At 41.2% G+C, this 26,892-nt stretch carries 20 protein-coding genes; 14 read left to right on the forward strand and 6 right to left on the reverse strand.

Annotated features, from left to right (window positions below):
- Nucleotides 1-16 precede the first annotated feature (16 nt).
- The 5 genes from SynMEDNS5_RS10060 to SynMEDNS5_RS10080 all read left to right on the forward strand — a co-directional run bounded on the left by SynMEDNS5_RS10060 (nucleotide 17) and on the right by SynMEDNS5_RS10080 (nucleotide 8,715).
- Nucleotides 17-1,417, forward strand: coding sequence for a hypothetical protein (locus SynMEDNS5_RS10060; protein ID WP_186583259.1), 1,401 nt, complete (start codon nucleotides 17-19; stop codon nucleotides 1,415-1,417).
- Nucleotides 1,414-3,591: a cysteine peptidase family C39 domain-containing protein gene (locus tag SynMEDNS5_RS10065; RefSeq protein ID WP_186583260.1), complete on the forward strand. Its 2,178-nt coding sequence runs from the start codon at nucleotides 1,414-1,416 to the stop codon at nucleotides 3,589-3,591. The genes SynMEDNS5_RS10060 and SynMEDNS5_RS10065 overlap by 4 nt, the downstream gene beginning before the upstream one ends.
- Nucleotides 3,588-5,732, forward strand: coding sequence for an ATP-binding cassette domain-containing protein (locus tag SynMEDNS5_RS10070; protein ID WP_186583261.1), 2,145 nt, complete (start codon nucleotides 3,588-3,590; stop codon nucleotides 5,730-5,732). Before SynMEDNS5_RS10065 ends, SynMEDNS5_RS10070 begins: the two co-directional genes overlap by 4 nt.
- Nucleotides 5,733-5,812: 80 nt before the next feature.
- On the forward strand, nucleotides 5,813-6,961 hold the full coding sequence (moeB, locus tag SynMEDNS5_RS10075; RefSeq protein ID WP_186583262.1) for a molybdopterin-synthase adenylyltransferase MoeB: 1,149 nt from the start codon (nucleotides 5,813-5,815) through the stop codon (nucleotides 6,959-6,961).
- Between the two features lie 158 nt (nucleotides 6,962-7,119).
- Complete coding sequence (locus tag SynMEDNS5_RS10080; RefSeq protein WP_186583263.1) at nucleotides 7,120-8,715, forward strand: hypothetical protein; 1,596 nt, start codon at nucleotides 7,120-7,122, stop codon at nucleotides 8,713-8,715.
- A 45-nt stretch (nucleotides 8,716-8,760) separates the two neighbouring features.
- On the opposite strand, the gene SynMEDNS5_RS10085 is transcribed toward SynMEDNS5_RS10080, so the two are convergent.
- Nucleotides 8,761-9,855, reverse strand: coding sequence for a hypothetical protein (locus SynMEDNS5_RS10085; RefSeq protein WP_186583264.1), 1,095 nt, complete (start codon nucleotides 9,853-9,855; stop codon nucleotides 8,761-8,763).
- A gap of 139 nt (nucleotides 9,856-9,994) precedes the next feature.
- Nucleotides 9,995-10,237, reverse strand: a complete 243-nt coding sequence (locus tag SynMEDNS5_RS10090; RefSeq protein ID WP_186583265.1) for a MoaD/ThiS family protein — start codon at nucleotides 10,235-10,237, stop codon at nucleotides 9,995-9,997.
- A gap of 147 nt (nucleotides 10,238-10,384) precedes the next feature.
- Here SynMEDNS5_RS10090 and SynMEDNS5_RS10095 point away from each other — a divergent pair, with 147 nt between their 5' ends.
- From SynMEDNS5_RS10095 to SynMEDNS5_RS10135, 9 genes are all read left to right on the forward strand, one after another.
- Nucleotides 10,385-11,080 (forward strand): TfuA-like protein, encoded by a 696-nt coding sequence (locus tag SynMEDNS5_RS10095; protein WP_186583266.1) that lies wholly within the window; start codon nucleotides 10,385-10,387, stop codon nucleotides 11,078-11,080.
- Nucleotides 11,073-12,191, forward strand: coding sequence for a YcaO-like family protein (locus SynMEDNS5_RS10100; protein ID WP_186583267.1), 1,119 nt, complete (start codon nucleotides 11,073-11,075; stop codon nucleotides 12,189-12,191). The genes SynMEDNS5_RS10095 and SynMEDNS5_RS10100 overlap by 8 nt, the downstream gene beginning before the upstream one ends.
- Nucleotides 12,191-13,345: an FAD-binding protein gene (locus tag SynMEDNS5_RS10105; RefSeq protein ID WP_255440129.1), complete on the forward strand. Its 1,155-nt coding sequence runs from the start codon at nucleotides 12,191-12,193 to the stop codon at nucleotides 13,343-13,345. Before SynMEDNS5_RS10100 ends, SynMEDNS5_RS10105 begins: the two co-directional genes overlap by 1 nt.
- A 966-nt stretch (nucleotides 13,346-14,311) precedes the next feature.
- Nucleotides 14,312-15,067, forward strand: a complete 756-nt coding sequence (locus SynMEDNS5_RS10110) for a sulfotransferase (RefSeq protein ID WP_186583269.1) — start codon at nucleotides 14,312-14,314, stop codon at nucleotides 15,065-15,067.
- Nucleotides 15,064-16,134, forward strand: coding sequence for a hypothetical protein (locus SynMEDNS5_RS10115; protein WP_186583270.1), 1,071 nt, complete (start codon nucleotides 15,064-15,066; stop codon nucleotides 16,132-16,134). Before SynMEDNS5_RS10110 ends, SynMEDNS5_RS10115 begins: the two co-directional genes overlap by 4 nt.
- Before the next feature lie 630 nt (nucleotides 16,135-16,764).
- Nucleotides 16,765-17,064: a Nif11-like leader peptide family natural product precursor gene (locus SynMEDNS5_RS10120; protein WP_186583271.1), complete on the forward strand. Its 300-nt coding sequence runs from the start codon at nucleotides 16,765-16,767 to the stop codon at nucleotides 17,062-17,064.
- Nucleotides 17,065-17,122: 58 nt separating this feature from the next.
- On the forward strand, nucleotides 17,123-17,422 hold the full coding sequence (locus SynMEDNS5_RS10125) for a Nif11-like leader peptide family natural product precursor (RefSeq protein ID WP_186583272.1): 300 nt from the start codon (nucleotides 17,123-17,125) through the stop codon (nucleotides 17,420-17,422).
- Nucleotides 17,423-17,859: 437 nt separating this feature from the next.
- The gene (locus tag SynMEDNS5_RS10130; RefSeq protein ID WP_186583273.1) at nucleotides 17,860-19,437 is read left to right on the forward strand and encodes a hypothetical protein; all 1,578 of its coding nucleotides are present in this window, start codon (nucleotides 17,860-17,862) and stop codon (nucleotides 19,435-19,437) included.
- Nucleotides 19,438-19,822: 385 nt separating this feature from the next.
- Nucleotides 19,823-20,071: a hypothetical protein gene (locus SynMEDNS5_RS10135; protein ID WP_186583274.1), complete on the forward strand. Its 249-nt coding sequence runs from the start codon at nucleotides 19,823-19,825 to the stop codon at nucleotides 20,069-20,071.
- On the opposite strand, the gene SynMEDNS5_RS10140 is transcribed toward SynMEDNS5_RS10135, so the two are convergent.
- The 4 genes from SynMEDNS5_RS10140 to SynMEDNS5_RS10155 form a co-directional block, all read right to left on the reverse strand.
- Entirely contained in the window at nucleotides 20,052-20,879 is an 828-nt protein-coding gene (locus SynMEDNS5_RS10140; protein ID WP_186583275.1) for a cupin-like domain-containing protein, read from the reverse strand. The genes SynMEDNS5_RS10135 and SynMEDNS5_RS10140 overlap by 20 nt on opposite strands.
- A 143-nt stretch (nucleotides 20,880-21,022) precedes the next feature.
- Nucleotides 21,023-24,685: a hydantoinase B/oxoprolinase family protein gene (locus tag SynMEDNS5_RS10145; protein WP_186583276.1), complete on the reverse strand. Its 3,663-nt coding sequence runs from the start codon at nucleotides 24,683-24,685 to the stop codon at nucleotides 21,023-21,025.
- Entirely contained in the window at nucleotides 24,682-25,491 is an 810-nt protein-coding gene (locus tag SynMEDNS5_RS10150) for a glucosamine-6-phosphate deaminase (protein ID WP_186583277.1), read from the reverse strand. Before SynMEDNS5_RS10150 ends, SynMEDNS5_RS10145 begins: the two co-directional genes overlap by 4 nt.
- Complete coding sequence (locus SynMEDNS5_RS10155) at nucleotides 25,482-26,891, reverse strand: SpoIID/LytB domain-containing protein (RefSeq protein ID WP_186583278.1); 1,410 nt, start codon at nucleotides 26,889-26,891, stop codon at nucleotides 25,482-25,484. Before SynMEDNS5_RS10155 ends, SynMEDNS5_RS10150 begins: the two co-directional genes overlap by 10 nt.
- Nucleotide 26,892 lies beyond the last annotated feature (1 nt).

Below are 26,892 nucleotides of genomic sequence, written 5' to 3' on the forward strand. Positions count from 1 at the left end.
AAGCCTTATAAAATTGATGATTATATGGAAATCTATGTCTCAAAATATATTCCGAAAAGCAGCGCTGGAGGAAAAAAAGAAAGGGGATAAGTTAGAATCAAGACAAGTACAAATCTTTCGTTTACCAACAAAAGCTTTATTAATTGCATCCTTAGCTTCAGCAACAGGAGGAATTATATGGGCTTGTCTAGCCAAAATACCAATCAATTATTCGGGGACCGCAGTTGTCCTTAGTGTGGATAATCAAATGGATGTTTTAGCAGGAGGCCCCGGTAGGTTTGTGTTGACAAAATCAGAGACGTTGAAGAAGCATAAAGATATATTTAAAGAGGCATGGAAAATACAAAATGATCCAGATCTTCAAATAGAACCAAGAAAATTGGCAGTATTTGCCGAGTCAATGTTGAACATAACAGACTTTGCTAATTTTGAAAAGTTTGTAGACAAATTACCTACGGGTATAGCACTTCGAGATATCGCAGCATCACGTATTCCTGCAAAAACAGGATACCCAGTAGGAATTATTTTTAGCGACGATGCGAGGCAAAGCTTTGTGGAGAGCCTAAAGAAAAACTTCGAGGATTTAGCGGATGCAGAGGCAAGAAAAACAAGATCAGCAGCATTGATAGACAACTACCAAACCTTGTTGGCTGGACAGAAAAAAATACTAAAATCGTATGCAAAGCTTGAAAACAAAAACTATGTATCGAAAGTATCGTTCTTAGAGCAAAAATCACTTGTGACAAACTATATTTCGCAAATAGCACAATCAAAATCAACATTAGAGGAAGCAGAAACCGATAAAATCATGGCGCTAAAGTCGTTAATGATAGCAATGCAGGAATATATAGTAAAATCATTCGTGACAGCAGAAGCAGACGGGTACATAGCCAATCTAAGTGTTGGACAAGGATCCGTAGTTTCGGAAGGATCAGAAATATTATCAATATCGACTAGAGAAAATAAAGATCACTTGCCTGATGTAATCGCAGGACTTGTGGAGACAAAAGCAAGTAACCATTTAAATAAAGGTGATCATGTAATAGCAACACCAGTAGGAGTAAATAAGGCTGAATATGGAGGGATGGTCGGAAGAATTAAAACATTGGTGCCATTCGGCGAAAGTTCGAAAACCTTAAGCAAAATACTAGGAACGAGTACCGTAGCGTCTCAAACCGTTGAAGGGATGAATAGTACACCAAATTTAATTTTAATAGAAATGGAGAGAGATGAAGAGAAGGATGATTATATATGGACATCGAAGAACAAACCAACAAGATCAACAAACTTGGGAGATGTATTATCTATTTCTGTCACAGCAGAAAAGAAAACACCATTGCAGCTAGTGATACCAATAGTAAAAGAGACCATTGGACTCGATGGTCCAACTACATTTACAGGAGGTGATAAGAAATGATCAAATGTAATACTCCAACAATTCTTCAGTATGAAGCAACGGAATGTGGTGCTGCATCATTGGGTATGATTTTAGGTTACTACGGAAAACACTGCAGACTAACAGAGTTAAGAAAGGCATGTGGAATTAATAGGGATGGCTCAAGTGCAATAAAAATATTAAAAGCAGCACAACAATACGGCTGCATAACAGGGGGTAAAAAATATAGTATTGAGCAATTATTTAAACAAAAACCACCATTTATAATTTTTTGGAAATTTTATCATTTCCTAGTTGTTGAAGGATGGAATGAGAATAAAACAGAAATTTACCTGAATGATCCAGCAGAAGGAAAGTACTCTGTTAATGAAACAGAATTTGATGAATCATATACAGGCATTACATTACTGGTAAGACCAGGGGAAGATTTTAAAAAGAGTGGGAAAATTACAAACATATGGGAAAGACTATTAAACACTTCGTTCACATTCCCAACAGCAATAGTTACTCTCCTATTCATAGCAATACTAAATATTGTTCCACAACTAGTCATTGCAGGATCAGCAGCACAATTTGCAAATGGTTTTTTGTCGGAGGGGCATGCATATTTTGGATTACCAATATTTTGGATATCATTAATATCAGTGACAGTTCTAGGAATTTTTTCATCGCTATCAAAACTAATACTCAGAAGGCTTGGATATAGACTTTCAAAGAGGATCTCAGCTAATTTGTTCATAAAGCTATTTTCGTCACAACTTAATTTTTTTGCTCAAAGGTCTTCCGGAGAGGTTGCAACTAGACTACTTCTAGGTATTGCATTGTCGAGTTCAATTATAGGTCAAATATTATCATTTGTCTTAACATTAATATCATCTCTACTATTATTGATATTTACTGCGTTCATCAATGCATGGCTTACACTGATGACTTTAATTGTAATCGTCTTCAACTTAGGGCTAAGCTATTACTTTACCGAAACAAGAAAAGATGAAAATAAGAAATTATCAAGGCAACAAGGGTTAGTTTCAGGAACAGGGTTAGTAGCGATTAAAGATATTCAAATGATAAAATCATGTGGACTTGAAGTGGAAACATTAAACAATTGGATGAATGTGTATACATCATTTAACTATCAACAGCAAGTATTAGGCTCACAAGTAGGTATAATGACAACTATGGCAATAACATCGAGATTTGTATTAAATGTAGCTGTTTTGATTGTAGGCGGATTGCAAATAATAGATGGTAGATTTACGTTAGGTGGACTACTTGCTTTTCAATTCCTACAACCTACACTCCAGGCGCCAATTGGGGGAATTGCCAGTCTAGGAAGTGTTTTACAATTGGTCGATGGTTACTTTGGCAGGACAGAAGATTTAACAGAGGAAGAAGACGAACCAAATGTTACATCATTAAAAACAACAAAAAATGACTTCAATATAATAGATCTGAACAATGAAAGAGGGATAAATGTAGAAATTAAAGATTTATGTTTTGCTTATGGAGCAAACGAAGACAATTTTATAGACAGTTTAAACATTACAGTAAAGGAAGGCACTTCTCTAACGATTTGCGGACCGAGCGGTTGTGGGAAATCAACCTTACTAAAATTAATAGCTGGCTTATATACACAAAATTCTGGGAAAATAAAATTTGACGGAGTCACAAGAGAAGAGTACGGATTTCGGCAATTTAGTAGTGCAGTAGCGTATGTACCACAAGACATTTTTATGTTTGACACATCCTTTGCTAATAATATATCATTATGGGATCCTGATATAAAACAAGAAGATATTGAATGGGCTTGCAATATGGCAGACATAGCAGATTTTATTCGCACATTTCCACAGTCATATAGTTACAATATCGGACAAGGTGGTAGTAAATTAAGCGGTGGACAAAAGCAGAGAATTTCAATTGCACGTTCATTAGCAAGACGTCCCGAACTAGTCCTGTTAGATGAAGCCACAAGTGCATTAGATAATAAATCAGAAACAAAAGTAATAAATTCAATTTTAGCAAATAAAATGACTGTAATATCAGTTTCACATAGATTATATACAGCCGTTAACTCAGATAATGTATTGGTAATGCAGAATGGCAAACTTATGGAATATGGTCCACCGTATGAGCTCTTAAAAAGGAATGGTTTATTTTCAGAACTTGTTAAATCAGAGGAGGCGTCGAAATGACTACCGAAAACAAACTAATTACACAAATTATAGAAAATGCAGAGAATCTTGATCTAGAAAAGATAAATGAAATAAGTAATACAAATGAAGACGACAGACTGGTTCAGTTCATCACAAGAAACTTAGCAAATGCAAATCCAGTCGATAATTTATCAGAAAACTTAAAGCTGATAGACAAACTGTTTTTCAATAGGATACATCCTCGCGAAATAGACTTTAACATCAAAAAATATAGCTCAAAAAAATCACAAAACTTGGCAATCCTTTTAAAATACAAAGATAATTCCAAAATAGTAACCTATACAAAAAGAGGCCAAAGGTTAGTTTACTGTCCTAGAATCAATAGAACAAAGCTAGCTCGTGAATTTTCGAGAATTAACAAAGAAAAGCCTGAAAAAGCATATGAACTATATAGGCACTTACCATATAAGTTAGAGTCTCCAATAGATATTCTCTCGTTCTCATTTGGAAAATTCATATCAGTTTTAATTGGAATAGTAACGGTTTCTGTGTTGGTGATGTGCTTTAACCTTACTCAACCAATTATCACTCAGTTTTTAACCTCGACGGCTATACCATCGACAAGTAAAGAAGTCGTCATACAGATGATATGGCCTGCTTTGATAATTGCAGCATTAACAGGAATATTTCAATACTTTCAAGCGTTGATCTCATTGAGATTAGAAACAGAAGTGGATTTACAAGTCCAGACTGCAGTATGGGAGAGAACGTTAAAACTACCTCTTACATTCATGCTAAAATACACCACAGGTGATATGAATAGCAGAATCTCAGCTATAACAACATTAAGGCAGTTATTAGGTAATCAGGCGCTCACAACTATATTGAGTTTCTTGTTTTCATTCATATACTTTATAATGATGTATCTTACTAACCCGCCACTAACATGGGTAGCATTAGCAGTAACGGTAATTGTAGTTGTAATTGGTTGTTATAGTATTTACAAACAATCAATGCTGCAATGGCCGCTATTACAGGAGCAAGCAGATTTAACAAGCTTTACCTTTGAAACGATCAACGGGGTAGCTCAAATAAGATCAACAGAAACTGAACCCTTTATTTTTGCAAAGTGGTTCAAAGAGATTAGTAATATTAGTTACTTGACAAGGCAATACACTTTATGGACAAATGTTACGGAAGTAATATCATCTATGGTGCAGCCACTAGGAGCCACAACACTTTTTGGATACATCGTATATCAATTGGTATTTGCTAATAACACAGCACTAAGCAGCACAGGTTTAATTATTTCATTTTTCCCCTTTTATGCAGCTTACTCAGCATTCAACCAAAATATGGTAAGTGTATTTAGGACACTTTCAAATATTGGTGGTCAAGTAATAGTAAACTGGAGACGAGCAAAGCCAGTACTTTTTCAAGATCAAGAAACCGGTTACGGTCCTGAGACGATTGTCAGAAACATCAGGGGAGATATTGAATTTAATGAGGTAAAGTTTAGATATGACGAAGCACAAAAAGATTTATTCACAAATTTATCATTTAAAATATCGGCAGGTAGTTTGACAGCGATAACAGGTGAATCAGGATGTGGAAAATCTACAGTACTATCTATGTTATTAGGATTTTATGAACCAATTAATGGAAGTATTTTGATAGATGGATTATCAATAACGGATTACAATATACGACAACTTAGAAAACAAATAGGGGTCGTTATGCAATTAGCACCTTTGCCATCTGGAACTATATATAAGATTGTATCAGCAGGATTAGAATGTACAGAAGATGAGGTGTGGGATGCGCTTAAGAATGCAGCTGTTGATGAACAAATCAAAAGAATGCCATTAGGATTAGATACTGTTTTGAACGAATCTAGTCAAGGTATATCTGGAGGACAAAGACAGCGTATAGCTATAGCTCGAGCCATTATCTCAAAACCAAAACTGTTATTGATGGATGAAGCAACAAGTGCTTTAGACAATGAATCACAAAAGTTAATCACAGAGAACTTATCTAGAATGAAAATGACTCGTATAGTCGTTGCACATCGATTGTCAACAATTGCAGATGCTGACCAAGTAATCTACATTGGAAAAGGAACGGTTGAAGGAAGTGGTAAGTTTAGTGAGTTAGTAGAAAAAGGAATTATAAAAGTTTAATCAAGATTAATAAATATTTCATCCATTCCTGTTTAAACTGGAGATTAAATTAGAATCGCCATAAGATAAGTGCAATTGGAATGGAGAGTTCTAATAAGAACAAACTAAGTAAGGATGATTATTTAAGATATTCTAGACACCTAACGCTTCCTGGCTTTGGCATCAATGCCCAGGAAAAATTAATCAATTCTAATGTGTTAGTGGTTGGAGCAGGAGGATTAGGATCACCAATAATTATTTATTTAGCAGCTGCAGGAGTAGGTAGAATTGGAATTGTAGATTTTGATATCGTTGATAAATCAAATTTACAGAGGCAGATTATACACAATGTGAAATGGATAGGCAAGCCTAAAGTAGAATCAGCGAAAGAGAGAGTCAAAGAGATAAATCCAAATATAATAGTTGAGGTTCATTATATAAAACTGAATGACAACAATGTATTGGATACATTAAAAGAATATGATCTAGTGTGTGATGGAACTGATAACTTTGAGAGTAGGTATCTGTTGAATGATGCGTCAGTTATTCTTAAAAAACCTTATATATATGGATCAATTTTACAATTTGAAGGTCATGTATCAGTCTTTAATTTAAAGGATAATAGCCCAAGCTATCGTGATTTCATTTACGAGGCACCACCGGAGGGGATGGTTCCCAGTTGCGCTGAAGGAGGCGTCATAGGGGTATTACCAGGGGTCATAGGGACAATCCAAGCGACAGAAGCAATAAAAGTCTTAACGGGAATTGGAAAACCATTGGACGGCCGTCTGCTTATATATGACGCAATCGAAATGAGATTTACAGAGTTTGAAATAAAAAAAGATCCCAAACGAGAAAGCATAGATAAAATAAAAGCAAGTAAACAAGATCAGGGTAGCATTAACACGAAGAACAGCAGTGTAGAAATAAGTGTAAAAGAGCTAAATAGCCTGAGAAGCAAAGAGTCAGATGAAATCGCATTAATTGATGTAAGAACTATTCAGGAACGAAATATATGCAGCATAAAAGAATCTATCCATATCCCATTGAACAAAATAATAAAATGGGAATTTACAAATGAAGAAGTTATTAACATAAAGAATAGAATTATAATTGTATATTGCAAAACCGGGGTAAGATCAGAGAAGGCAATAGAGATATTTAAGAAGCATGGTTTAGCAGCTAAAACCTTGAAAGGCGGTATAATAGAATGGGGAAAAGTAATAGATAATTCTATTAATCTATACTAAAAAAATACAAATTCAGCAATCTGCCGACAATTTTTTTCTAGAAGAAGAGAAAGAGTGAGATCAAAAGAGGGGAAAATATTAAATCATAAACAAGAAATACTACGCCTGCGAATTAAACTGTCTATAGTGCTAAAATATTAATAAGTCATTTAATGTTTATGACACCTGCAAAAAATGCTCGTCCTGCAACTCCCGGAGTATTCATAGAAGCATTACCATTTGAAGAAAAAAAATTATTTGCAGAGATAAAACGCTTCAAAGAATGGTACGAAGGATCCTCGGAATTTAGAGATGCATGTCGACAAAATTTAATTTCAGATGAATGGTATAATAAGTTAGAATCACTTGGTATTCGCAAAGAAGTCATATCAAGTATGAAAAAAATATTTACAAAGGATTTTCAGCATCCAATTTTAGAAAAGACATATGAAAAAGATGCAAAATTAGACGAAATTTATGATTCAATCGATAAAACAGAAAGAGATAAGATAATTACTCTTTATTTAAAATATATGGTAATTAGAATCCATGCCCACCAGGAGCATATGAATTGGTCATTAAACATTCTTGATGGAGATTCTCCGTATTTCAACTGGAGAAAAAGACATATTCGTGCAATGAGAGATGAATTAGACTGGTATGGTCATTCAATTGATCATCCAACATTCTCAATTGAATTAGGTATCGGATGCACTGTTGGTTGTACTTTTTGTGCATTCGACGCAAAGAAGCATGAAATAAATTTTGACTATAATGACGATGTGAATCGTGAATTATTTGTTGAAGTAGCACGTTCACTAAAAAAAATACTTGGTGATAATGGATGCGGTGGTGGAATGCTTTATTATGCAACAGAACCGAACGATAATCCTAACTATCTTGATTTCTTGCAAGAATACTATCAAGTAACAGGGCACAAACTTTGTACATCAACAGCTCGATATGATATAGAATGGATTCAAAAATTAAAAGATTTTTATTCAACACCAACGCCTCTTCCATGGCCAAGATTAAGTGTTTTATCAAGACATTGCATGGAAAAAATTCATAAGCACTTTGCACCCATTGACTTTATCTATCCATGGATTCTTGCTCAATCAATTGAAATGGAAGATGAGCGATCAAAAGTTCCTGGTGGAAGAGAAAGATTTGGATTAAAACAACTAGCAGATGTAAAAGATGCTAGAAATTACAAATCAGAAGAAGAAGTTGATTATTCTAAAATACCACAGGGCTCAATAGCATGTGTAACAGGTTTTAAAATTAATATGGTTAAGAAAACAATTACAGCTGTAAGTCCGTGTTACACGTCATATAAATGGACCCATGGATATCGTGAGTATGGAACTGTGAATTTTACTACACCTGAATCAGTATATCCTGCATTTTTAGAATTGATTGAAAGTTGCATGCATAAAGAAATGACAGAGAGCATGGTCTATTCCTGGCGTGACAATTTGGAGGTACGCCTTCATAATGATGGCTTTGAATTAGTAAGTCCCTATAAGTACTATACATTCAGAGGAACGAAACTCTATAAAGTGTTAGGAGAAATAACGAGTCATTGCCAAAGTTACACACTTGGGGAGGTGAGAGACATCTTGCTAAAAGAAGTAAAAGATACAAATATATTTGAGGTCTCGCGTCTTTTAGTAAGTTTTTTCAATGCAGGTTTTGTTAATGAGGTTGATAGTTCAATTATTTCCACACAGGAGGTAAAGCCACCACTAGTGCATCAACAGAGCAAACACTAACGTTTCTTTGTAATTAATTAGGCGTTTATTATATAAAAAACAAAGCTAAATATTTATAATTTTGTTAAAATTTTGAATCAACTTACTACAGTTTGTTGAATTAATTCTATTGACTACATTTTTTGCTATTGAATATTTATTTTTGATCTCCAAAGGCAAATCTTTTATTCGAAATTTGGGGATTAAACCTTGCTTTAGTAGATTAATCTCAATCGTTGATATCTGTCTAAGTTTAGATAGTACACCCTCTTCAGAGATACCCAGGTTATACATTGATTTAAAGATTTTCTCTGCACGAAAATCTCTTTCTATCTCGTTTTTACTATCAAGCAAAAATTTAATAATTTGCTCGTAAATTCGAGTCGCGCGAATAATTACTCTGGTTGACTCAATGTCAGTACAGAGTATCCAATCGAAAATAAAGCTTTGAGAATTAAAACAACATTTGTATCCAAAAGCAATACCATCATGCATTGATTCTAAAATTTTTGCGTTGTCGATTTCAGCTGGTAAGCTGCGAATAAACGAATTAAACAAACTTAGATCTTCCGTGTTACTAGTACCTTCTCTTCGATTTGTTTTTAGAAGCTCAGATAAATTGAAGTCATTATTTGAAAAAAAATTATCTTCAGGTTGGTTGATTAACTTTAGATTCTTAAAATAATAAGCTGACAAAAGTGTCTCAGAATCAAGCCAAAAAAGAGAATCATCACTAAAAACAAAATTATCTTTATGGCAATCAGTTGTTCCAAGGATATAGAAAAATACAAATGCTTGTCCAATTAAAAAACATCTATGAAGTATATCAGGCAGATAAATTGATTTGTTTGATACAAGAGCTTTTTGGATCAACCAAGTATCTCCTGCAGAAGAACATCCATAAGAGTAGCTTAAAGGAGTCTTAATATTAACTCCTACAGAAGATATTAATTCACTGATAAGAGACTCGTTTATAGTATTGTGCCACTTATGAAAGTACTTGGCGTCACGAATAAAAAAGGAAGTTGTTGCCTTGTAATCCTGATGGATATCACCAGTAATACAAATTGAAGATGCATTAATTATAAAATGATTTGATACAGTGGATTTTGTTTTATTTATTGCCTTTGCAAAAAGCTCATCTAAGCACTCGGAGTTCATAAAGTAAGATGTAATACAAAGAAAGTAAGGTTTTAAAATTAAGACATCAATTGAGTAAAAGGGTGAAAGTAAAACCAAAAAGAAGTGATAACAAATAGATGAATTTATTTACAACTTTCTATTATACATTAAGAAGGATCTAACCACCGGCAATTGGAATCATAAAGGAAATAATAGAGTCATCCTCGATTAACTTATTGCTTATAGAAAGATCTCTTATGTTTTTTCCATTGAGAAAAATTGCAACATATTGCTTTGCAGACCCTGTACTGTCAAATAGCTGATCGAATATAGATGGATAAGTAATTTTCATAAAATTAAAGACTTCCTCTAAATTCGAAGCAGAAATAACTGGCTTATCCTGTAAACCAAGCTCTTGCATATAGATTTTGGGGAGGTCTATTGTGCAACTCATAAGATTTAAAATTTTTACTAATATAGCACACAAAGACTAGACTCAACCGTCGAAGTGCAACACTTGTATATGAATGGGCTTGTGTTAATATAAATTTGTTTATTCCTTCATTTTTTGATCAACCCAAAAACAGCGGTCTACATAGAAAGTACATTTAATAAAAATTTTCTTCCTAAATTAAATGGTGTTGACTATTTACCTGCTGTAAAAAAAAATGATATTTATAGAGATGCAGAAAAATATGATAGATTTCTAATAGTAGATGGAGTATTTGCAACCTCTAGAGCTGTTTGGCAACGAGAAATAATACATGCAATAACAATAGGAAAAACTGTACTGGGTTGTTCTAGTATAGGCGCACTAAGAGCTGCAGAACTAGGAGTTCATGGCATGATAGGGAGTGGATGGGTATACAAAAATGTTCTAAGTGCAACTATTGAGGGCGATGATGAGGTTTCATTGTTATATAGTGTTGATCCATCTGGCAACATTATTTCGTATTCAGTACCAATGGCAACAATAATGTGGATTTTGTCTTCAATATATGGACAGCATTATTTATCTGATATCAATGCAGCAAAGTTTCTTAACCGGATCAAAAGCAAGCCTTTCAATGAACGTACTTTTTCATACATATTAAATGTAGCGAATAACATGCTACCCTTATCGGTCGTCAATTTACTGAAGTTTCGTTTGCAAAAAAAAGAATATGATATAAAGTCACTTGATTTTATTAATTTACTAGGTCGACTATATAATAGAGACTTGTCGCCACTTTTAGAGACAGTAGAGAACTTATATTATGAATGAGCTCAGCCAAGTAGAAAAAATACTTAAGCGGTATTTGCCAGAAAATTTAGCGAACTTATTTAATCGTGCCTGTATTAATGCAGAAATCACTAGACTCTCAAGAATAACTAAACTTGATAAAACAAATGTAGAAATTTGGAGTGCGTGTAGACCAAAAGCATTTATGTGGCAAGTATCGGCTGGAAAAGGATTTACAAAAAAGCAAGCAATCATAACGGCAATAATGGAAGCATTAGAAGGATATGTATGTGAGTCATATTTAAATTCTTATCCTTTAGATGTAACGATAAATCCAGCAAATCCTATTTCACTGATTCATTTAAAAAGTGAGTCGAAGAAGCTGTTGGGAGTTACTCCAATAATAAATAAAGAAGAAATAACTTGGATTAAAGCAAGAGAAATTAAAAGTGGAGAAGATGTATATGTTCCACTTTATTGGGCATACCTATCAAATAATGCGTCAAAATTTGGGATGGTAACCAACGGGTTGTCAGGTGGTTTAAATAACAAATCGGCAATAAGACATGGAATATGTGAATTAATAGAAAGACATTATATATCATCAATCTTTGAAAAAGGCGCCGCCAATAAAAATGTGGTCAAGAAGATAAATATTAGAAGTGTAATTACACTATTAGAACAATCCTTAAACTTTCAAGACGAGAATTTATTTTGCATTAATTTTATAGTGATAACGACGTCAAAAGTACCAACAATTTGGTGTATAATATTTGATGAATCTCCTCTTTCTCCAAATTTATCCGTGAATTTTGGAAGCAAATCATCAATATCTCTTGAAGATGCAGTCATTGGTTCCTTTACGGAAGCATGCCAACAGAGAGCATCACAAATCCAGGGTGTAAGAGAAGACCTATCTGATCACATAGCTATACCTTGCTCAGCCAAGGTAAAAAGGTTGAAAGATTTTATAAACTCTTTGCAAAGTGTGTGCATAGACGACTTAGAATATAATAGTAATTGCGATCCATTGGAAGGTCTACCTGGCCCAATTTATCAAATACCTATATTCTCCAAGCTCTCACATATAGAAAATATATTTTTTTACAAGCACGTTGCACCTAAAGCCACATTCAAACAGGGTTTATTTTGATGAAGAGAATCACGAATTACTCCCAGTTTTATCTATCAAGCGAAAAGTATAACTTGATCAAATACTCTTCCTTATTGCAACTTAAGAATATATTAAAGGAGGCAAAGAGTAGAGGATTAGATGTTCGACACATAGGCTCGTCCCATTCCTTGTCTACATGCAATTTGCCAATTGAAAATGAAATTTTATTGAAATCAAATATATTCAATTCAATACAATTAATTAAAAAATCAACAATACGCGTAGATGCATCTGCTAAATTGTGGAATATTCAGAGCAAGTTATCTAAAGAAAATCTCGAACTGCCAGTAATCAATGGTGGTGATGCATCACCAACAGTTGGGGGATTTATTTCGGCCGGAGGGATAGGCAAAACTGAACCAGGAAAAGAAATGAAAGCTGGAAGATCTTGTGTACATGGCGGATTTTGGGAAAATGTTACACAAATCAGGTATCTTAATGGTCAAGGAAAACTCTGTACCTCAAATCCTAATTCATCAGACTTTAAGTACCTTTTTGGATCAAGGGGGCAGTTTGGTATATTTATAGATGCTGATTTGAAGATTGTGCCAACGAGTAGTAATCATTTTAATAATATGCAGTGTACAGCAGAAAAGTCAGCTAGTGAGTTTAGTGAAAACAAGATTAGAACGCTATGGGTGACTTTTTTTGTTTCTCCCGAACAGGAAGAAAAGTCATGGAATTTATTAGAGGAATGGTATTTAAATTTCAGAAACATAATTAGACCAGTTGATAATGCTAGATGGGCAGGTCCTATTTATAATGGGGCTCCCATTGGTTTTGACTACGTTATCAGCTATAAATCCTTTAATCCACCACTAGTTTATTCAAAACAATCAGACTTTAAAGCTCTTGGAATTGCGTTTACGACTGAAACTGGTAATTTTAATACAAATAAACTTTTAGCATATGCTATGAAAACCATTTACGACTATGCCCTCGAAAACTCAATAGAATTATATTCATCTGTTGAGAATATTGTTAGTTCTTATTCGGCACGATTAAGGTATTGCGAATCAATATTGAATAATGCATTGTTACTTAGAGAGAAAAATCATTGCTCAAATTTTTTAAACAATGGTTGGTTTGACTTTAGTAAAAAGTCAAACTCTGGCTTGGTAAGGTTCTTTTGAAATGACAATACCTAATGCAAGAGAATTGGAGATCAAAGAATTATCTTTTTGCAATAATTATATTTTATCTGGCCAGGCATTTATTCAAAATGCAACTAAATTAATTAATAAACATGATGACAAAGACCATTCCTTGAGAATTTTTGTTGAAGATTGCAGGAAATTTGTTAAAAACATTCAATCTCAACGTGATTGTCAAGGCCGTCTTAAAAGTGAATTGTTATCACTATATTCAAGAGCAGAAAGCTTTGATGGAATTAAATACCCACTTTCAAAAAGCTGGTTATATCATGCGGAATCGTTATTTTATTTCTGTAATGGGCAAGGTCAACAATCATTAAAATCAATCCATGAGTCAATTGAAAATGATTCGTATTTATACACAAAATACCATGATCTTTACTTTTTTATTGATAGTCATATGATGTTATTAAGCAGGCTGATCTCCGTATCTGCGAAGGAAAAGGATTACATGTTGTTTGAGGAGTCATGCAATTTTATGTTTAAAGCGTTCTTTACGAATAAATTTTCTATGCAATCTGAGTTTCGATGTTTTGAGATTCAATCGAAAATAATTGATAGGACTAGCACGAAACGCTTACGTTGGATGCTATGTCTACTTACTAATCAAGCTCTATCATATGCCGTTACTTCATATACCTGTCGATTATGTCTACTCAACTCATTGCAGAAATATAAAATGAAATATAGGATTGCAAAAATCCTTGCCCAAACGTTTGAATGTCTTACCAGTAATAATTGTTTTAATTACGATATATTCTCAATTAAAAATTGTTTTCCATATAATTTATGGATTATTCCTTGTGTTGTTTATTCTAAAGAAGTCAAGCATAACCATAAAGAAAGGGTTGATTATATAAATTCAATAAATTTAAATTCGTTTCACCACCATATTATACCACGTCATTTATACTCCTTCATGGTGTCAGATGAAAAATTGTTTTAATGGAAAAAACTACCATTCTAGCGTTGCCACGCAGTGGAACCACCTCTATATTCTCAATACTTGAGAATTTTGGATCGAAAAATGAATATTTGGAGGAAGAATCAGTAGATATTTTTTCAAGGTATAGATTGAATGGCAATGCCAATAATTTTGATAAAATTTTAATTGATCATGTGAAGAAAAGATGGATGTTATCTAATATGAAAGTAGATGCAGCGAGCTTTAATTTTATGTGTCCTAGTCATATTCATGAAGTTTATCCAAATATGAGATATATATATTTGCTGAGAGAACCTATAAGCTGGATTGAATCATTTGTATCAATGCTTCTCTATTATCGAACTATCTTTGGGAGTCAAGAAATGCCAATATGGATGTCAAATTATGGAAAAATTTATTCATTATCATTTGATTGGGAAAAATTATATGAATGCACTCTAGAAACAAGAACACCATATGCAGAACTTTTAATAAAAGATTTGATCAATTTTTGGTATACAGAACATAAAAATCTTCTTTCTTTTTGTAAAGATAAAAATACACTCTATCTTGAAACAAATATGATTTCAAATTCCTTGGGTTCAATTGGAAATTTTCTTGGCATAGATACGAGCTTATTGTCGAAAAATACACATGTAAATAAGGGTAGGGGGAAAAAATATTTTCTCTCAATTTCAGAGAAGCAGTATATTAAAAAAATAGCTAATGCTATTTTAGAACATTACTCCTTTCTTCGAGAAAATCAGAGTTTATGAATTTCAAATCAATTACTGAAATTTTAGCTTCTCATAAATTCTTAAATATTGCTGGGGATTCTAAAGATGTCTATTCATTATTTTTGTCAGGTTTTTCTCCTTCAATATTTCAGTTCTCTGGGATAGAATTAGATTTATATGATAAAAATTTAATAGCAGACTTGCTGCTAGAGCTTAAGCCATCAACTTTAAGTTGGTCCCCACAAATATTTAAATATGGATTTAATCTCCCGCGGCATTCAAGTGATATTATTTTAAGTATACTTTCTAGCTCACAATGCAATGTTAATATTAGAAATATTTGGTTGGAGTATGACTGGTCATCATTTAATAATAATGATTTTGCTTTGATTACACCGTCCATATTTGTTGGAACAAAAAATATGGAAAATAATATCAGTGATGAATTTTCTGCATTAAATACCTTAAATCACATTTTTCCATCTGTCCCTTTTAAAAATATTACTTGGATATTGGAAAAAGCTAACAAATACGGTCTCAAGTTAACACAAGCTGGATATATGCAGAGTAGGAAAATACCATCAACAAGATTAGTTTTTACTCACACTGATTTCCAGTCCATCACTTTTTTTTTAAAGTCTATTTATCTACCAATGCTACATGATAAGCATTTTGATACCTTTTTAAGATTAGTACAGCCGACGCTTCTTGCTGTTGGATTAGATATTAATGATTCAGGTAATCTTAATTTAGTGTATGGCGTTGAAGTATATAAACCTTGGATGGATAAAGCTGAATGGTTAACTATGTTAAATGCTATCAAAGCTATCTATGGTCATTCGATAAAGTTGGATGATTTAAGCAATCTGTTTATGGATAAGCTATCACTTCCGCCTCATGTTCACAACAATCCATACCATTATATTAAAGATGAGCACAAAGTGTTTGCAATTCAATCTTATATGTCCATTCATCATATAAAATTTTCTTTTTCACCACATACATTTTTATCGAATGGTCCTAAAATCAAAGCATATATTGGTTTTCTTTTTCCACAATTACTTGAACACCAAGATCAATTATATTTATCAGAATCATTTAGCTAATCTGCGCCTTCTTTTCTAAATTTGTTTAAATGTCATTGATATTTGATAATAACCTATATTGTTATATACGCTTTGATTCGAAAATTAATTATCTGGTTTTTCTATTCCATCATACATTATATAGCCTCTAATTCATGTTTGTTGACTTAAGAAAATTTATGATAAGCATCTTCGTTATTCTATAAAGTGTTGGCAACTGTGAATTTGATTTCACATTCGGATTGACTTATTAAATCAATTTTTTTGAAGTAAATGTTTTAAGCAATAATAATCAATCTATGCATAACAAAATCATTAAATCTCCTACTCGTATATACTCGCATAAGAAGGTAGTATTTAACTACATATTTTAGTTGGAAAATCCAACCCAAATCGTTTGGCTGAATTGCCATACAGTTATCTCAAAAAGATTAGTATGCTATAAAATATTATATTTATATGGTAATATGTGAAGAAACTGCTTTATGTTAAAATGTTTAATTTAGATTTATTTATTTTTCGCAAAAAATTTAATGCGCCTTTATGCGAGCTCTGGTCAATTCCTGAGAATTAAGTATTTAAAAATACATTCGTTGTTGCATGCATTGCGCAAACTCTCTATATTGCTAGTGCTACGCTTTCATTGCAGCTATGGCCTCTCAAGTACAAAGCTTTTTTGACAAAGTCAATAGCGACGCCGCGCTTATCGCAAAAGCAAAAGCTGTTGGTTTTTCTGATTTCCCTAAGATTGTTGACTTTGCTAAAGAGTTAGGTTTTACGATAACTACAAAAGAATTGGAAGATCACTTTAAAGAATCACTTGGTGATGCTGCTGATCTTTCTGAAGCTGATCTGAGTGGCGTCGCTGGCGGAACAGCAACAGCATTGGCTGCTGCTGTGGTTGGTGCCGGTGCTGGTGTTACAACAACGACTCAAGGTTCAGGCTGGTAACCATTAATTCACTACTCAAGTACACAAGGCTCATTTTGTTCCACTTTTTACACTAATTATGGCTTCTCAGGTACAAAGCTTTTTTGACAAGGTCAATAGCGACGCCGCGCTTACCGCAAAAGCAAAAGCTGTTGGTTTTTCTGATTTCCCCAAGATTGTTGACTTTGCTAAAGAGTTAGGTTTTACGATAACTACAAAGGAATTGGAAGATCACTTTAAAGAATCACTTGGTGATGCTGCTGATCTTTCTGAAGCTGATCTGAGTGGCGTCGCTGGCGGAACAGCAACAGCATTGGCTGCTGCTGTGGTTGGTGCCGGTGCTGGTGTTACATCAACGACTCAAGGTTCAGGCTGGTAACCATTAATTTGCAACTTAAGAACATGAGGTTGATCATTATCAGCCTCTTTTTTTTATCTAGTCATGGCTTCTCAATTACAAAGCTTTTTTGACAAAGACATTTTAGCTACTGCACTTAACAAGAAGCAAATCTGTTTGTTTTTCTGATTTTCCTTAATTTGGCAGGAGTGTTTAGCAATGCAAGTATTATAAATATGAATCAATCTGTTGTTTCTGAATATTGCAAAGAGAATTATCATATAACAATGAGTCTCGCATACAAGAAATGATGCATAACACTATTGTTTAACAGACCGATGAACAGCGAACAATATCTCCTTTTCCTCATTGATTAATGATTGTTAATTAAGCAATCCTGGTCAATCAAGAAATATGGTTACAGAAGCGTAAAGATGCTAGTATAATGTTATACAAATTATTTAAATCGAAGCATCATCATGCAAAATAATCCGAGTCAAAACATAAATGTGACAAATTATAGACGCTCGAATGAGCCTGTGCAGTTTATTGAATCTTTGACTTTGGATCAAAAAATAATTATTGCCGAAATAAAACGCTTCCAGGAATGGTACGAAGGTTCGGCTGAATTTAGAGATCAATGTCGTACATCTCAACTATCATCCTTTTGGTTGAATCGTCTTATGAATCTGGGAGTACGAAGAGAGGTCATTGAAGTGATGAGCACTTTGTATAGTTCTCCCAAAATACATCCAATATTTGAGGTACTGAATAATGTCGAAGAGAGCCATCAGCATTTGCTCGAAGAAATAGATCAAAAAGTTTCAAACCAAATACTTAGATTGCATTTCAAGCTAACTTTACTTAAAAATAGATCGTTGATTAAACATCAGAATTGGACTTTGAATAAATTCAATGGTGATTCTCCATATTTCACATGGCGTCAACGTAGAATTTTATCAATTCAGAGTGAACTTGGATTTTATGGAACGAGTATTGACCACCCAACATTTGCAATAGAATTAGCAGTTGGCTGTACAGTTGGCTGCACGTTCTGTGCATATGATGCACAAAAGCTCGAGTCTATTTTTGATTTCAATAATAACCATAATCTTGATCTTTTTAAAGCAGTTGCTCGGTCGTTGCAACTCATACTAGGTGATGGATGTGGTGGGGGTATGCTGTATTATGCTACAGAACCGAATGACAATCCCGACTATATTAATTTTCTGGAAACATACTATCAAATAACAGGATATAAGCTTTGCACATCTACAGCGAGATATAATATAGACTGGTTAGAGGATTTGATTAAATTTTACTCATTTCCAGAGCCCACATTTTGGCCACGAGTAAGTGTGTTATCACCACATATTATGGAAAAAATGCATAGGCACTTCTCTCCTCTTGAGTTCATTTATCCTTCGATTCTCGCTCAATCTATTGAAATAGAAGATGAAAGAGCCAAGGTTCCTGGTGGTCGTGAAAAGTTTGGCATGAAAGTATTGTCTCAAGTAAAAGATGCACGTCAATACACATCTGCAGATCAAGTTGATTATTCTCTAATTCCGCAAGGATCAATTGCTTGTGTAACAGGTTTTCGAATTAATATGGTCCAAAAAACAATCACCTTAACAAGTCCTTGTTATACATCCTATAAGTGGTCTCATGGTTATCGGAATTTTGGAACTGTTTCCTTTTCCACACCCGATTCTGTATATCCTGCATTCATAGATTTAATTAATCGCTTTATTCCAAATTCCACCGATAATCATCTAATTTTTTCCTGGCGAGATGATCTTGATTTTCGTCTCTTTGAAGATGGTTTTGAACTCGTATCACCCTATTTATTTCATTCATTTAGAGGTTCTGAATTTTACAAGGCAATTGGTTTAATATATTCAAAACACAGACAACTTTTATTTCAAGAAATGCGTGACAAAATTACTGCCAATGTACCTGGTTCAAGCATATTAACCGCTTCATTCTTGTTGAAAAGATTTTTTGATGCTGGTCTTATCAATGAAGCAGTCTATTATGATCCTTCAACCACTTAGAAGCCTTTATAATAATTGTTTTTATCCCAACAAAACATATCAAGCAACATTCAAGTCTTTATTTTTCTATATTAGAGAGCCAATCGCAATGGCCGGTGATCTCCTCTTCACCGCCAGCACACATGAATCCAAAGGTCCCCTACTTTAGGTGAAAGGGCTATCGATACATAACAGCTCATTACTAATCGTTGGAATAGCTATCAAAGATTCGCCGCCGCAATAATGTCTGCCGTTGTGTTGAGTTTGATCCTGGCATAGCTCCCACAAGATGCACCTTAATTGTGTGTCCCATGGCTTCGTTGAAATTGGCAACAGGGACATTCGCTGAATGCATCCCCTTGGCGTAGCGATGCCTGAATGAATAAGTCGTCATCTGTAGGCCTTGATGCTCGACTTCAACGTGGATGGCAGCCCATTCCTTGCGGCAGCGCAGTTAGATGTTCTATGCCTGAGCGCTATCGCCCTCACGATTCAATGCCGACATTTGCTCGCCTACCTGCAAACGCGCCTGCAGATTCCAATCGAGAGTCTGAAGAAAGGGGAGTCGATCTCGAACCGCTTGAAAATAAAAAGACTAGAAGGGTTAAAAATTACGAACTCTCAGATGATTTACTTTACATCTCTATCGCATTGATAAGTTCTCTTAAAGCAGCTTTTCTGCTAATGCAAGAGTTTTTGCTTATCTTATAAAGCACATCTAGCGCTTGAACTTCTTCGCCTAACATGAAAGGCTTTTGATTATATTGTGAATTATAAAAGTAATTCACTGATACACTAATTGGGCTTGAGCATTGAGCCGAATGCCACCAATACGGTGGTATAAATAGCATATCAGACTTTTCAAGCTTAACCATTATTGCTTCGTCGCAACAATCTGTTTCTTTTTGAATAAACTCCATACTTTCTTGCTTTGAAAAGTTAAAGTCTGTGCTTTCTTCTTTTTCTCCTCTTAGATAGATTTGCGGCTTAAATATTTTTGTCAAGCTTGGCGGCGCTAAAAATATTTCCTTCTCACCGTCTAATTGAATGATAACATTGTCAACTAAGTCATAATGCCACGGCGTGGCTGCTGATTCATTTCCAATCCAAAGGTTTATATCTGCTATCTTTTCCTTGAATCCTGGCAGGAGTTTTAATTCTGAAAGCAAGCAAGAGAATTGAGAGATTTTAACTTGCTTCAAATAATAACTGTATTTTTGCCTCCTTTGACTTCCGGCTAGTTTTATTTTTTCAAGTGCTTTTGGAATTGTTTCCTGCGATAAAATCGGTTTTTGCATACAATTTTTATCAAATTTATAAAATGTAGTTTTTTCCTGGTTGCTTTTCTCAATAAAGGTGTCTAATGACCAATCAAGCGCTTGCCAGCCTTCTGCCGCCTGTTGAGCCAAAAAAGGCTCAGAAAAATTTTCAAACAAATCACTCCCTCCAATTTGTCCCAGCATATAGAAATTATTGATTTTTTTTGAAGAGCCTTAAAAAACACTTTTGCGAGATAGACCAGATCCGCCCAAGAGAGCAATGGCATCGCATCTAAAAACGAAACACCTGCCATTAGGTCTCGTAACATGCGAAAAGCCCTTTAGCTTCATAAGGACGCCTCTGTTGGCATTCCCCAGCCGCCGCCTCCAGGGGTTGCGATCAACAGACGATCCCCTGGCTTCACCTCACATCGGGCGCATCCCTGCAGTTGTTCCCGTGCCCCATCCGCACGCGTGAGAATCGCAGCCCCGCAGGCACCATCCTCCCCCCCCTCGAGTCCGAACGGTGCCACCAACCTTGAGCCCGACAGCAAGGCCGTGGTCATCGGTTCCAGGAATCTGAACTCCCGCACCAGGCCATCCCCTCCTGGCCAACGGCCGGCACCACCACTGCCCGGACGGAATCCAAACCGCTCCAGCCTCACGGGGAACCGTTGCTCGAGGATTTCAGGATCCGTGAGCCTGGAGTTGGTCATGTGGGTCTGCACCCCACAGGATCCGGGGAAGCCAGGGCCAGCACCGCCGCCCCCGGCGATCGTTTCGTAGTACTGCCGTCCGGCGTCGCCGAAGGTGACGTTGTTCATGGTGCCCTGCGCTGCCGCCATGGCGCCCACGGACGCGAACAGCAGGTTGCAGAGCGCCTGGGAGGTTTCCACATTTCCTGCCACCACCGCCGCAGGGGGCCTTGGATTGAGCAGACACCCCTCCGGCACCACCAACGTCAGGGGCTGAAAACACCCGGCATTAAGAGGAATCGGCTCCTCCAGCAGGCAACGGAGCACGTAGAGCACGGCGGCCTTGGTCACAGCCAGCGGGGCATGGAAATTGTGATCTCCCTGCTGAGAACTGCCGCTGAAATCCAGCACCGCCTGGCGACGTTGCCGTTGCACCCGCAGCGCCAGTCGCAGCCAGGCACCGTTGTCCAGCTGCACCTCGCATTGCCGGTCCTCCAGCCGATCGATCAAACGGCGAACGCTGCTGGCAGCGTGGTCCTGCACATGCTGGAGATAACGCCCCACGCGAGCCTGACCTTCCGCCTCGAGCAGCGTGTCGAGCAGCTGCATCCCGAGGTGATTCGCGGCCACCTGAGCCTGGAGGTCCGCCCAGAGCAGATCGGGAGTCCTCGGGGGGATCGGCTGGCGGCGCAACAGCACAGCCCAGCCGTCCTGATCCAGAACGCCCTGCCGCACCAGCCACCAGTTGCGCACCAGCAGCCCTTCCTCGCCGATCTGCCTGCTGAAGGGCGGCATCGATCCCGGGGTGAGTCCCCCCACATCCGCATGGTGCCCGCGGCAGGCCACAAAAGCGAACGGCACGTCGTTGCATTCGCTGAACACCGGAGTGATGGCCGTGACATCGGGCAAGTGGGTTCCGCCGTGGAAGGGGTCATTGCTGATGATCGTGTCGCCGGCCTGCAGAGCGGGGCGTTCGCCCCGGCGCACCTGCTGCAGCAGATCCGCCACCGCATCCCCCATGGAACCCAGATGAACGGGAATATGCGGAGCATTGGCCACCAGAGCCCCCTCCCCGTCGAACAGGGCACAGGAAAAATCAAGCCGTTCGCGAATGTTCACCGAGCGGCTGGTCTGCCGCAGCCGCTCTCCCATCCGTTCCGCGATCTGCATGAAACGGTGATGGAACAGGCTCAGATCCACGGGATCGGGGCTCTCCGCTGCAGCCAGGGCCGCAGACCCCGGCAGGGTCTGCTCCATCTCCAGCAACAGACAGCTGTTCTGCAGCCTCCGGGCTGACCAACCGGGCTCCAGCACGGTTCCAGCCGTTGGATCCAGAATCAGGGCCGGGCCCTCCAGGCGCTGCTCCAAGGGAACCTGCTCCCGTTGCACCACCGGAACGGCACACCAGCCACGCTGCGGCCAGTGCACCATGGCCGCCTCGGGGGCAGCGAAGCTCTGAGCAGCAGGTCCGGGGCGCCCGTCCCCGCTCTGCGCCTGGGGGTCCACCGCCGCCAGCACTTCCACCTCGATCCGCTCGAGCACCAACCGGGTGCGAGGGGATGGCGCATACCCGAAACGCTGCTGATGCGCCTGGGCAAACGCTGCCTGCAGCGCCTCCAGGGACGGTTGTTGCGGGGGAGGCGCCAGGGTGATGAGCAGTCCCTGTTCCGCCGCCACGTCCCGGAGTTCCAGACGGACCCGCTGCTCTCCCAGCGTCAGGGAACGGCCGCCCACCTGCTCGAGGGCGGCGTGGGCCAGGGCCAGCTCCGCTGCCACCCGTGACGGCAACCGGGTCAAACAGGAATGATCCAGAGGCTCGCGGACCGCAGCCTGACGCAGCTGACGCTGCCGTGCCTGCCCGATCCCATAGGCCGACAGCACCCCCGCCAGGGGGTGCAACAGCACCTGGCGCAGCCCGAGGGCTGATGCCATGCGGCAGGCCAGCTGGCCAGCCGCACCGCCGTAGGCCACCAGGACGCCCCCTCGGATGTCATGACCGCGATGCAGAGACACCTGACGGATGGCCGCCGCCATGGCTTCAACCGCGAGGTCGAGGGCCCCTTCCGCCAGTGCTTCCGGTGATCGCCGCAGCGAGTCAGCCAGCACCGCGAACTGCTGCCGGGTGGTGGAGAGGCAGGGATGCGCATCCCGATTCGGCCCGAACACGGCTGGGAAAGCCTGGGCCTGCAACCGGCCCAGCAGCAGATGGGCATCGGTGATGGTGAGGGGGCCACCCCTGCCGTAACAGGCGGGGCCAGGATCCGCTCCAGCCGAGCGGGGTCCCACCAGCACCCGGCCGCCATCGTGATCAATGATCGAGCCTCCACCGGCAGCCACCGTGTGAATCGGCAATCGGGATGCCGACAGCTGCAACCCCGCGATCTCCGTTTCAGGGCTGCGGTCCCAGTCGCGATCGGCCGCCCCAGCGGGCAGGCAGAACACATCGGTGCTCGTGCCTCCCATATCCACGCCCACCATCGGGAGATGCCCCACACCGGCCTGTTGAGCCGCGGCCACGGCACCGACCATGCCGCCCGCCGGGCCGGAGAGGATCGTGTCTTTGGCCAGCAATGACGCAGGTGCCTGCAGGCTTCCGCTGGAGGTCATCACCCGCAGCCGGGGGTGTCCCTTCAGAGCGGCCTGCACCTGGTGGAGATAGGTCTCCAGCACCGGCCGGACGGCAGCCTCCACCAGGGTGGTCTGCCCCCTGGGAACCAGTCGGGGAAGAGGGCTCACCTGATGGGAGCAGACCACCGTTTCAAAACCGGCGGCAAGCACCGCCTCCGCCAGAACCAGTTCATGGGCAGGCTCCCGCCACGCATGCATCAGCGCGATGGCACAGCTGCGCAGACCCTCCCGGCGATGGTCTCGCAACCGGCTGGTGAGCACGGCATCAATCACCAGAGGCTCCACCGCATCCCCCTTCGCATCGAGGCGCCCGGACACCTCCTCAACCGCCGCGATCAGCGAGGGGGGACGGGGGATCTCCAGAGCGAACAGATCCCGTCTGTGCTGATCACCAATGCGCAGCAGGTCGGCCAGACCCTTGTTCGTGAGCAGCAGAACGGGCTCGCCCTGGCTCTCGAGCAGGGCATTGGTGGCCACGGTTGTGCCCAGTCGCAGCTCCTCGATTGCTGATGGGGAGGGTGGGCCTTCCATCTCGAGGAGTGCGTGGATCGCCTCCACCGCCGGATCACCCTCCCGATCGGGCTGGACCGACAGCACCTTGCGAACGATCAGCCCTCCGTCAGGCCTGCGGGCCACCACATCGGTGAAGGTGCCGCCGCGATCGATCGAAAACTGCCAGCGGGTCAAGATGCCGATAGACGGGCGTGGGCCGCATCATCCACCCACAGGTGCACCCGCGGATGCCGTTGAAGCCAGCTGGCGGGCACCAGACCGGTGGGGGGCTCCAACAGGGCCCGGCGCAGAATCTCCGCCTTGGCGCTGCCCGTCACGATCAGATGAATCACCTCGGCACTGAGAATCTCCTGCAGCCCGAGCGTGATCGCCTGCTTGGGCACGGCCTCGGAGTCACCGCCGAAGGCGTCAGCGTTCTGAATCCTGGTCGCTGCCTGCAAGGTCACAACGCGGCACGGGCTGTCGAACCCTGAGGGCGGCTCGTTGAAGCCCACATGGCCGTTGCTGCCAAGGCCGAGAAGCTGAAGCCCGATCCCCCCCGCCTGACGCAGAGCCGTGCTGTAGCGACGGGCCTCCAAGCTTGGATCGCAGGCCATACCGTCAGGAATCATGACCTGGTCGGACGGCAGATCAAGGGGCCCCGCGAGGTGGGTCTGCATATAGGCCGCGAAACGACGCGGATCATCGGCCGGCAGACCGACGTATTCATCGAGATTAAAACTGCACCAATGGTCCCGCAGCCACTGCAGATGCGATGCAGGCCAGGCCCTGAGCCGCTCACACAGCGCCGCATACAGGGGCTCCATGGTGCGGCCGGTGGCCAGTCCCAGAGGGCGGAACTGTTGCTGCTGAACACGCGTTTGCAGGAAAGCGTCCAGAGCATCTACCACCGCCGCCATCAGCGCAGCGGGATCCTGGCGGCGCTGAACCAAAATGGATGAGGGAAGCTGCGGCACAGATGGGGCGGGGATCAACCCCACCAGGCTGGCTCCGATCCAGGGCTGAATGCCAGCGATGGATCATCGCCAGGCCGGTAGGGACGAATCTGCACCCCTCGGTAGTAGTGAAGAAGGATCTGGCGGAAATCAGCCCCTTGCTCAGCCAGACCGTGGGCTCCCCACTGGCTCATGCCAACGCCGTGCCCATACCCCTGTCCCCGCGCTTCGAGCACACGGCTGCTCGAACGAACACGGCTGCTCGAGTGAACAAGGCTGCTCGGTCGGTCGAGGCTGATACCAGGCGACGGCACAGGTGGTGGTGGTGGTGGTATCGGTGGTGCAAACCCCGGATCCGCAGCTTCACTGGAGCCGCTGGCCGAATCGCTCCAAAGGCCGATCAGTGCCGGCGGCTCGCGGGACGGCTCGGAATCCAACGGGATCCCTGGAGAGGTTTCCATGTCGCCATCACGCAGCATGTCGAAGCGCACCATCGTGCTTTTGAGCCCAAGGCGCTGACGCAGCTCGCGCCCTGACAGCACCAATGCACCCCTCGGCCCCTGGATGCGAGCCGAGCGCACCCGGCCTGTGGAACTTGTGCTCAGGACACGCACCCCCTCCACACCACCGATCTCCTTGAAGAGCCGTTGAAGATCGCTGACGTCGAAGCGCTTGTTCCAACGATGAACAGGGCTGTGGTCATCGTGATCACGGACGCTGACCAGGTAGGGAAGTTGTTGACGCCACACCTCGCCGCTGGGCTCCGTGGCTCCCCCCGAGCTGCTGTGGAACACCGCATTGATCAGGCGCCCCCCATGCACCAAGACCAAGGATCGGGTGGTATCAACGGCCTCCCGGGTGCGTGGCGTCTCCGATTCGATGCCCTTGTACACCTGGCTGGCAACGGTGGCTTTCACATCGAAATCGCCCTTCTTGCCCCGCTGCCGTAGGGCGTAGGTGCGAGCGGCGACCGCCTGGGCCTGCAGTGCGGCGAGAGGCCAGCTAGCCGGCATCTCGCTGCCCACCACACTGGGTAGATAGGTCTCGATCCCCAGCCGGTTGATGGCCATCACGCGACCGCCCCGGGGCAGAAGCACTACATCCCCGCGGTAGCGCCGCTTGCCAAGCCAGAGCCCCCGCGGATCATCCGTGGACACGCGGACCGATGGCGCCTGGCCCAGGCCATCGAGCAGCAGTGAGCCGCCATGGAGGCTGACCGACAGCCGCCGCAAAGAGCGTTCCTGTCCACCGAACCCGCGCACCCGAAGCGGCAGCGCGTCGTCGGCCCTCAACTGCAGCGCCTGCCCTTCGGCCACGAGAACCCGCATCATCGGCTCCTGAGCGGTCACAGCGACCCGCGGCTCGCTCACGAGGGCGACCATGGCAAGGGGAGCCAGCGATGCCGCCCTTATCCCTGGCCGAAGGATGGAGACGAGCGTCGGCACT

Origin of the sequence: Synechococcus sp. MEDNS5, from assembly GCF_014279875.1 — a bacterium.
In the GTDB taxonomy this organism is placed as follows: Bacteria; Cyanobacteriota; Cyanobacteriia; order PCC-6307; family Cyanobiaceae; genus Synechococcus_C.

Bases quoted from the DNA above. Each gene is read 5' to 3' on its own strand.
- SynMEDNS5_RS10060 (WP_186583259.1), top strand. From the start codon at position 17: ATGATTATATGGAAATCTATGTCTCAAAATATATTCCGAAAAGCAGCG.
- SynMEDNS5_RS10065 (WP_186583260.1), top strand. From the start codon at position 1,414: ATGATCAAATGTAATACTCCAACAATTCTTCAGTATGAAGCAACGGAA.
- SynMEDNS5_RS10070 (WP_186583261.1), top strand. From the start codon at position 3,588: ATGACTACCGAAAACAAACTAATTACACAAATTATAGAAAATGCAGAG.
- moeB (WP_186583262.1), top strand. From the start codon at position 5,813: ATGGAGAGTTCTAATAAGAACAAACTAAGTAAGGATGATTATTTAAGA.
- SynMEDNS5_RS10080 (WP_186583263.1), top strand. From the start codon at position 7,120: ATGACACCTGCAAAAAATGCTCGTCCTGCAACTCCCGGAGTATTCATA.
- SynMEDNS5_RS10085 (WP_186583264.1), bottom strand. From the start codon at position 9,855: ATGAACTCCGAGTGCTTAGATGAGCTTTTTGCAAAGGCAATAAATAAA.
- SynMEDNS5_RS10090 (WP_186583265.1), bottom strand. From the start codon at position 10,237: ATGCAAGAGCTTGGTTTACAGGATAAGCCAGTTATTTCTGCTTCGAAT.
- SynMEDNS5_RS10100 (WP_186583267.1), top strand. From the start codon at position 11,073: ATGAATGAGCTCAGCCAAGTAGAAAAAATACTTAAGCGGTATTTGCCA.
- SynMEDNS5_RS10105 (WP_255440129.1), top strand. From the start codon at position 12,191: ATGAAGAGAATCACGAATTACTCCCAGTTTTATCTATCAAGCGAAAAG.
- SynMEDNS5_RS10110 (WP_186583269.1), top strand. From the start codon at position 14,312: ATGGAAAAAACTACCATTCTAGCGTTGCCACGCAGTGGAACCACCTCT.
- SynMEDNS5_RS10115 (WP_186583270.1), top strand. From the start codon at position 15,064: ATGAATTTCAAATCAATTACTGAAATTTTAGCTTCTCATAAATTCTTA.
- SynMEDNS5_RS10120 (WP_186583271.1), top strand. From the start codon at position 16,765: ATGGCCTCTCAAGTACAAAGCTTTTTTGACAAAGTCAATAGCGACGCC.
- SynMEDNS5_RS10125 (WP_186583272.1), top strand. From the start codon at position 17,123: ATGGCTTCTCAGGTACAAAGCTTTTTTGACAAGGTCAATAGCGACGCC.
- SynMEDNS5_RS10130 (WP_186583273.1), top strand. From the start codon at position 17,860: ATGCAAAATAATCCGAGTCAAAACATAAATGTGACAAATTATAGACGC.
- SynMEDNS5_RS10135 (WP_186583274.1), top strand. From the start codon at position 19,823: ATGCTCGACTTCAACGTGGATGGCAGCCCATTCCTTGCGGCAGCGCAG.
- SynMEDNS5_RS10140 (WP_186583275.1), bottom strand. From the start codon at position 20,879: ATGCTGGGACAAATTGGAGGGAGTGATTTGTTTGAAAATTTTTCTGAG.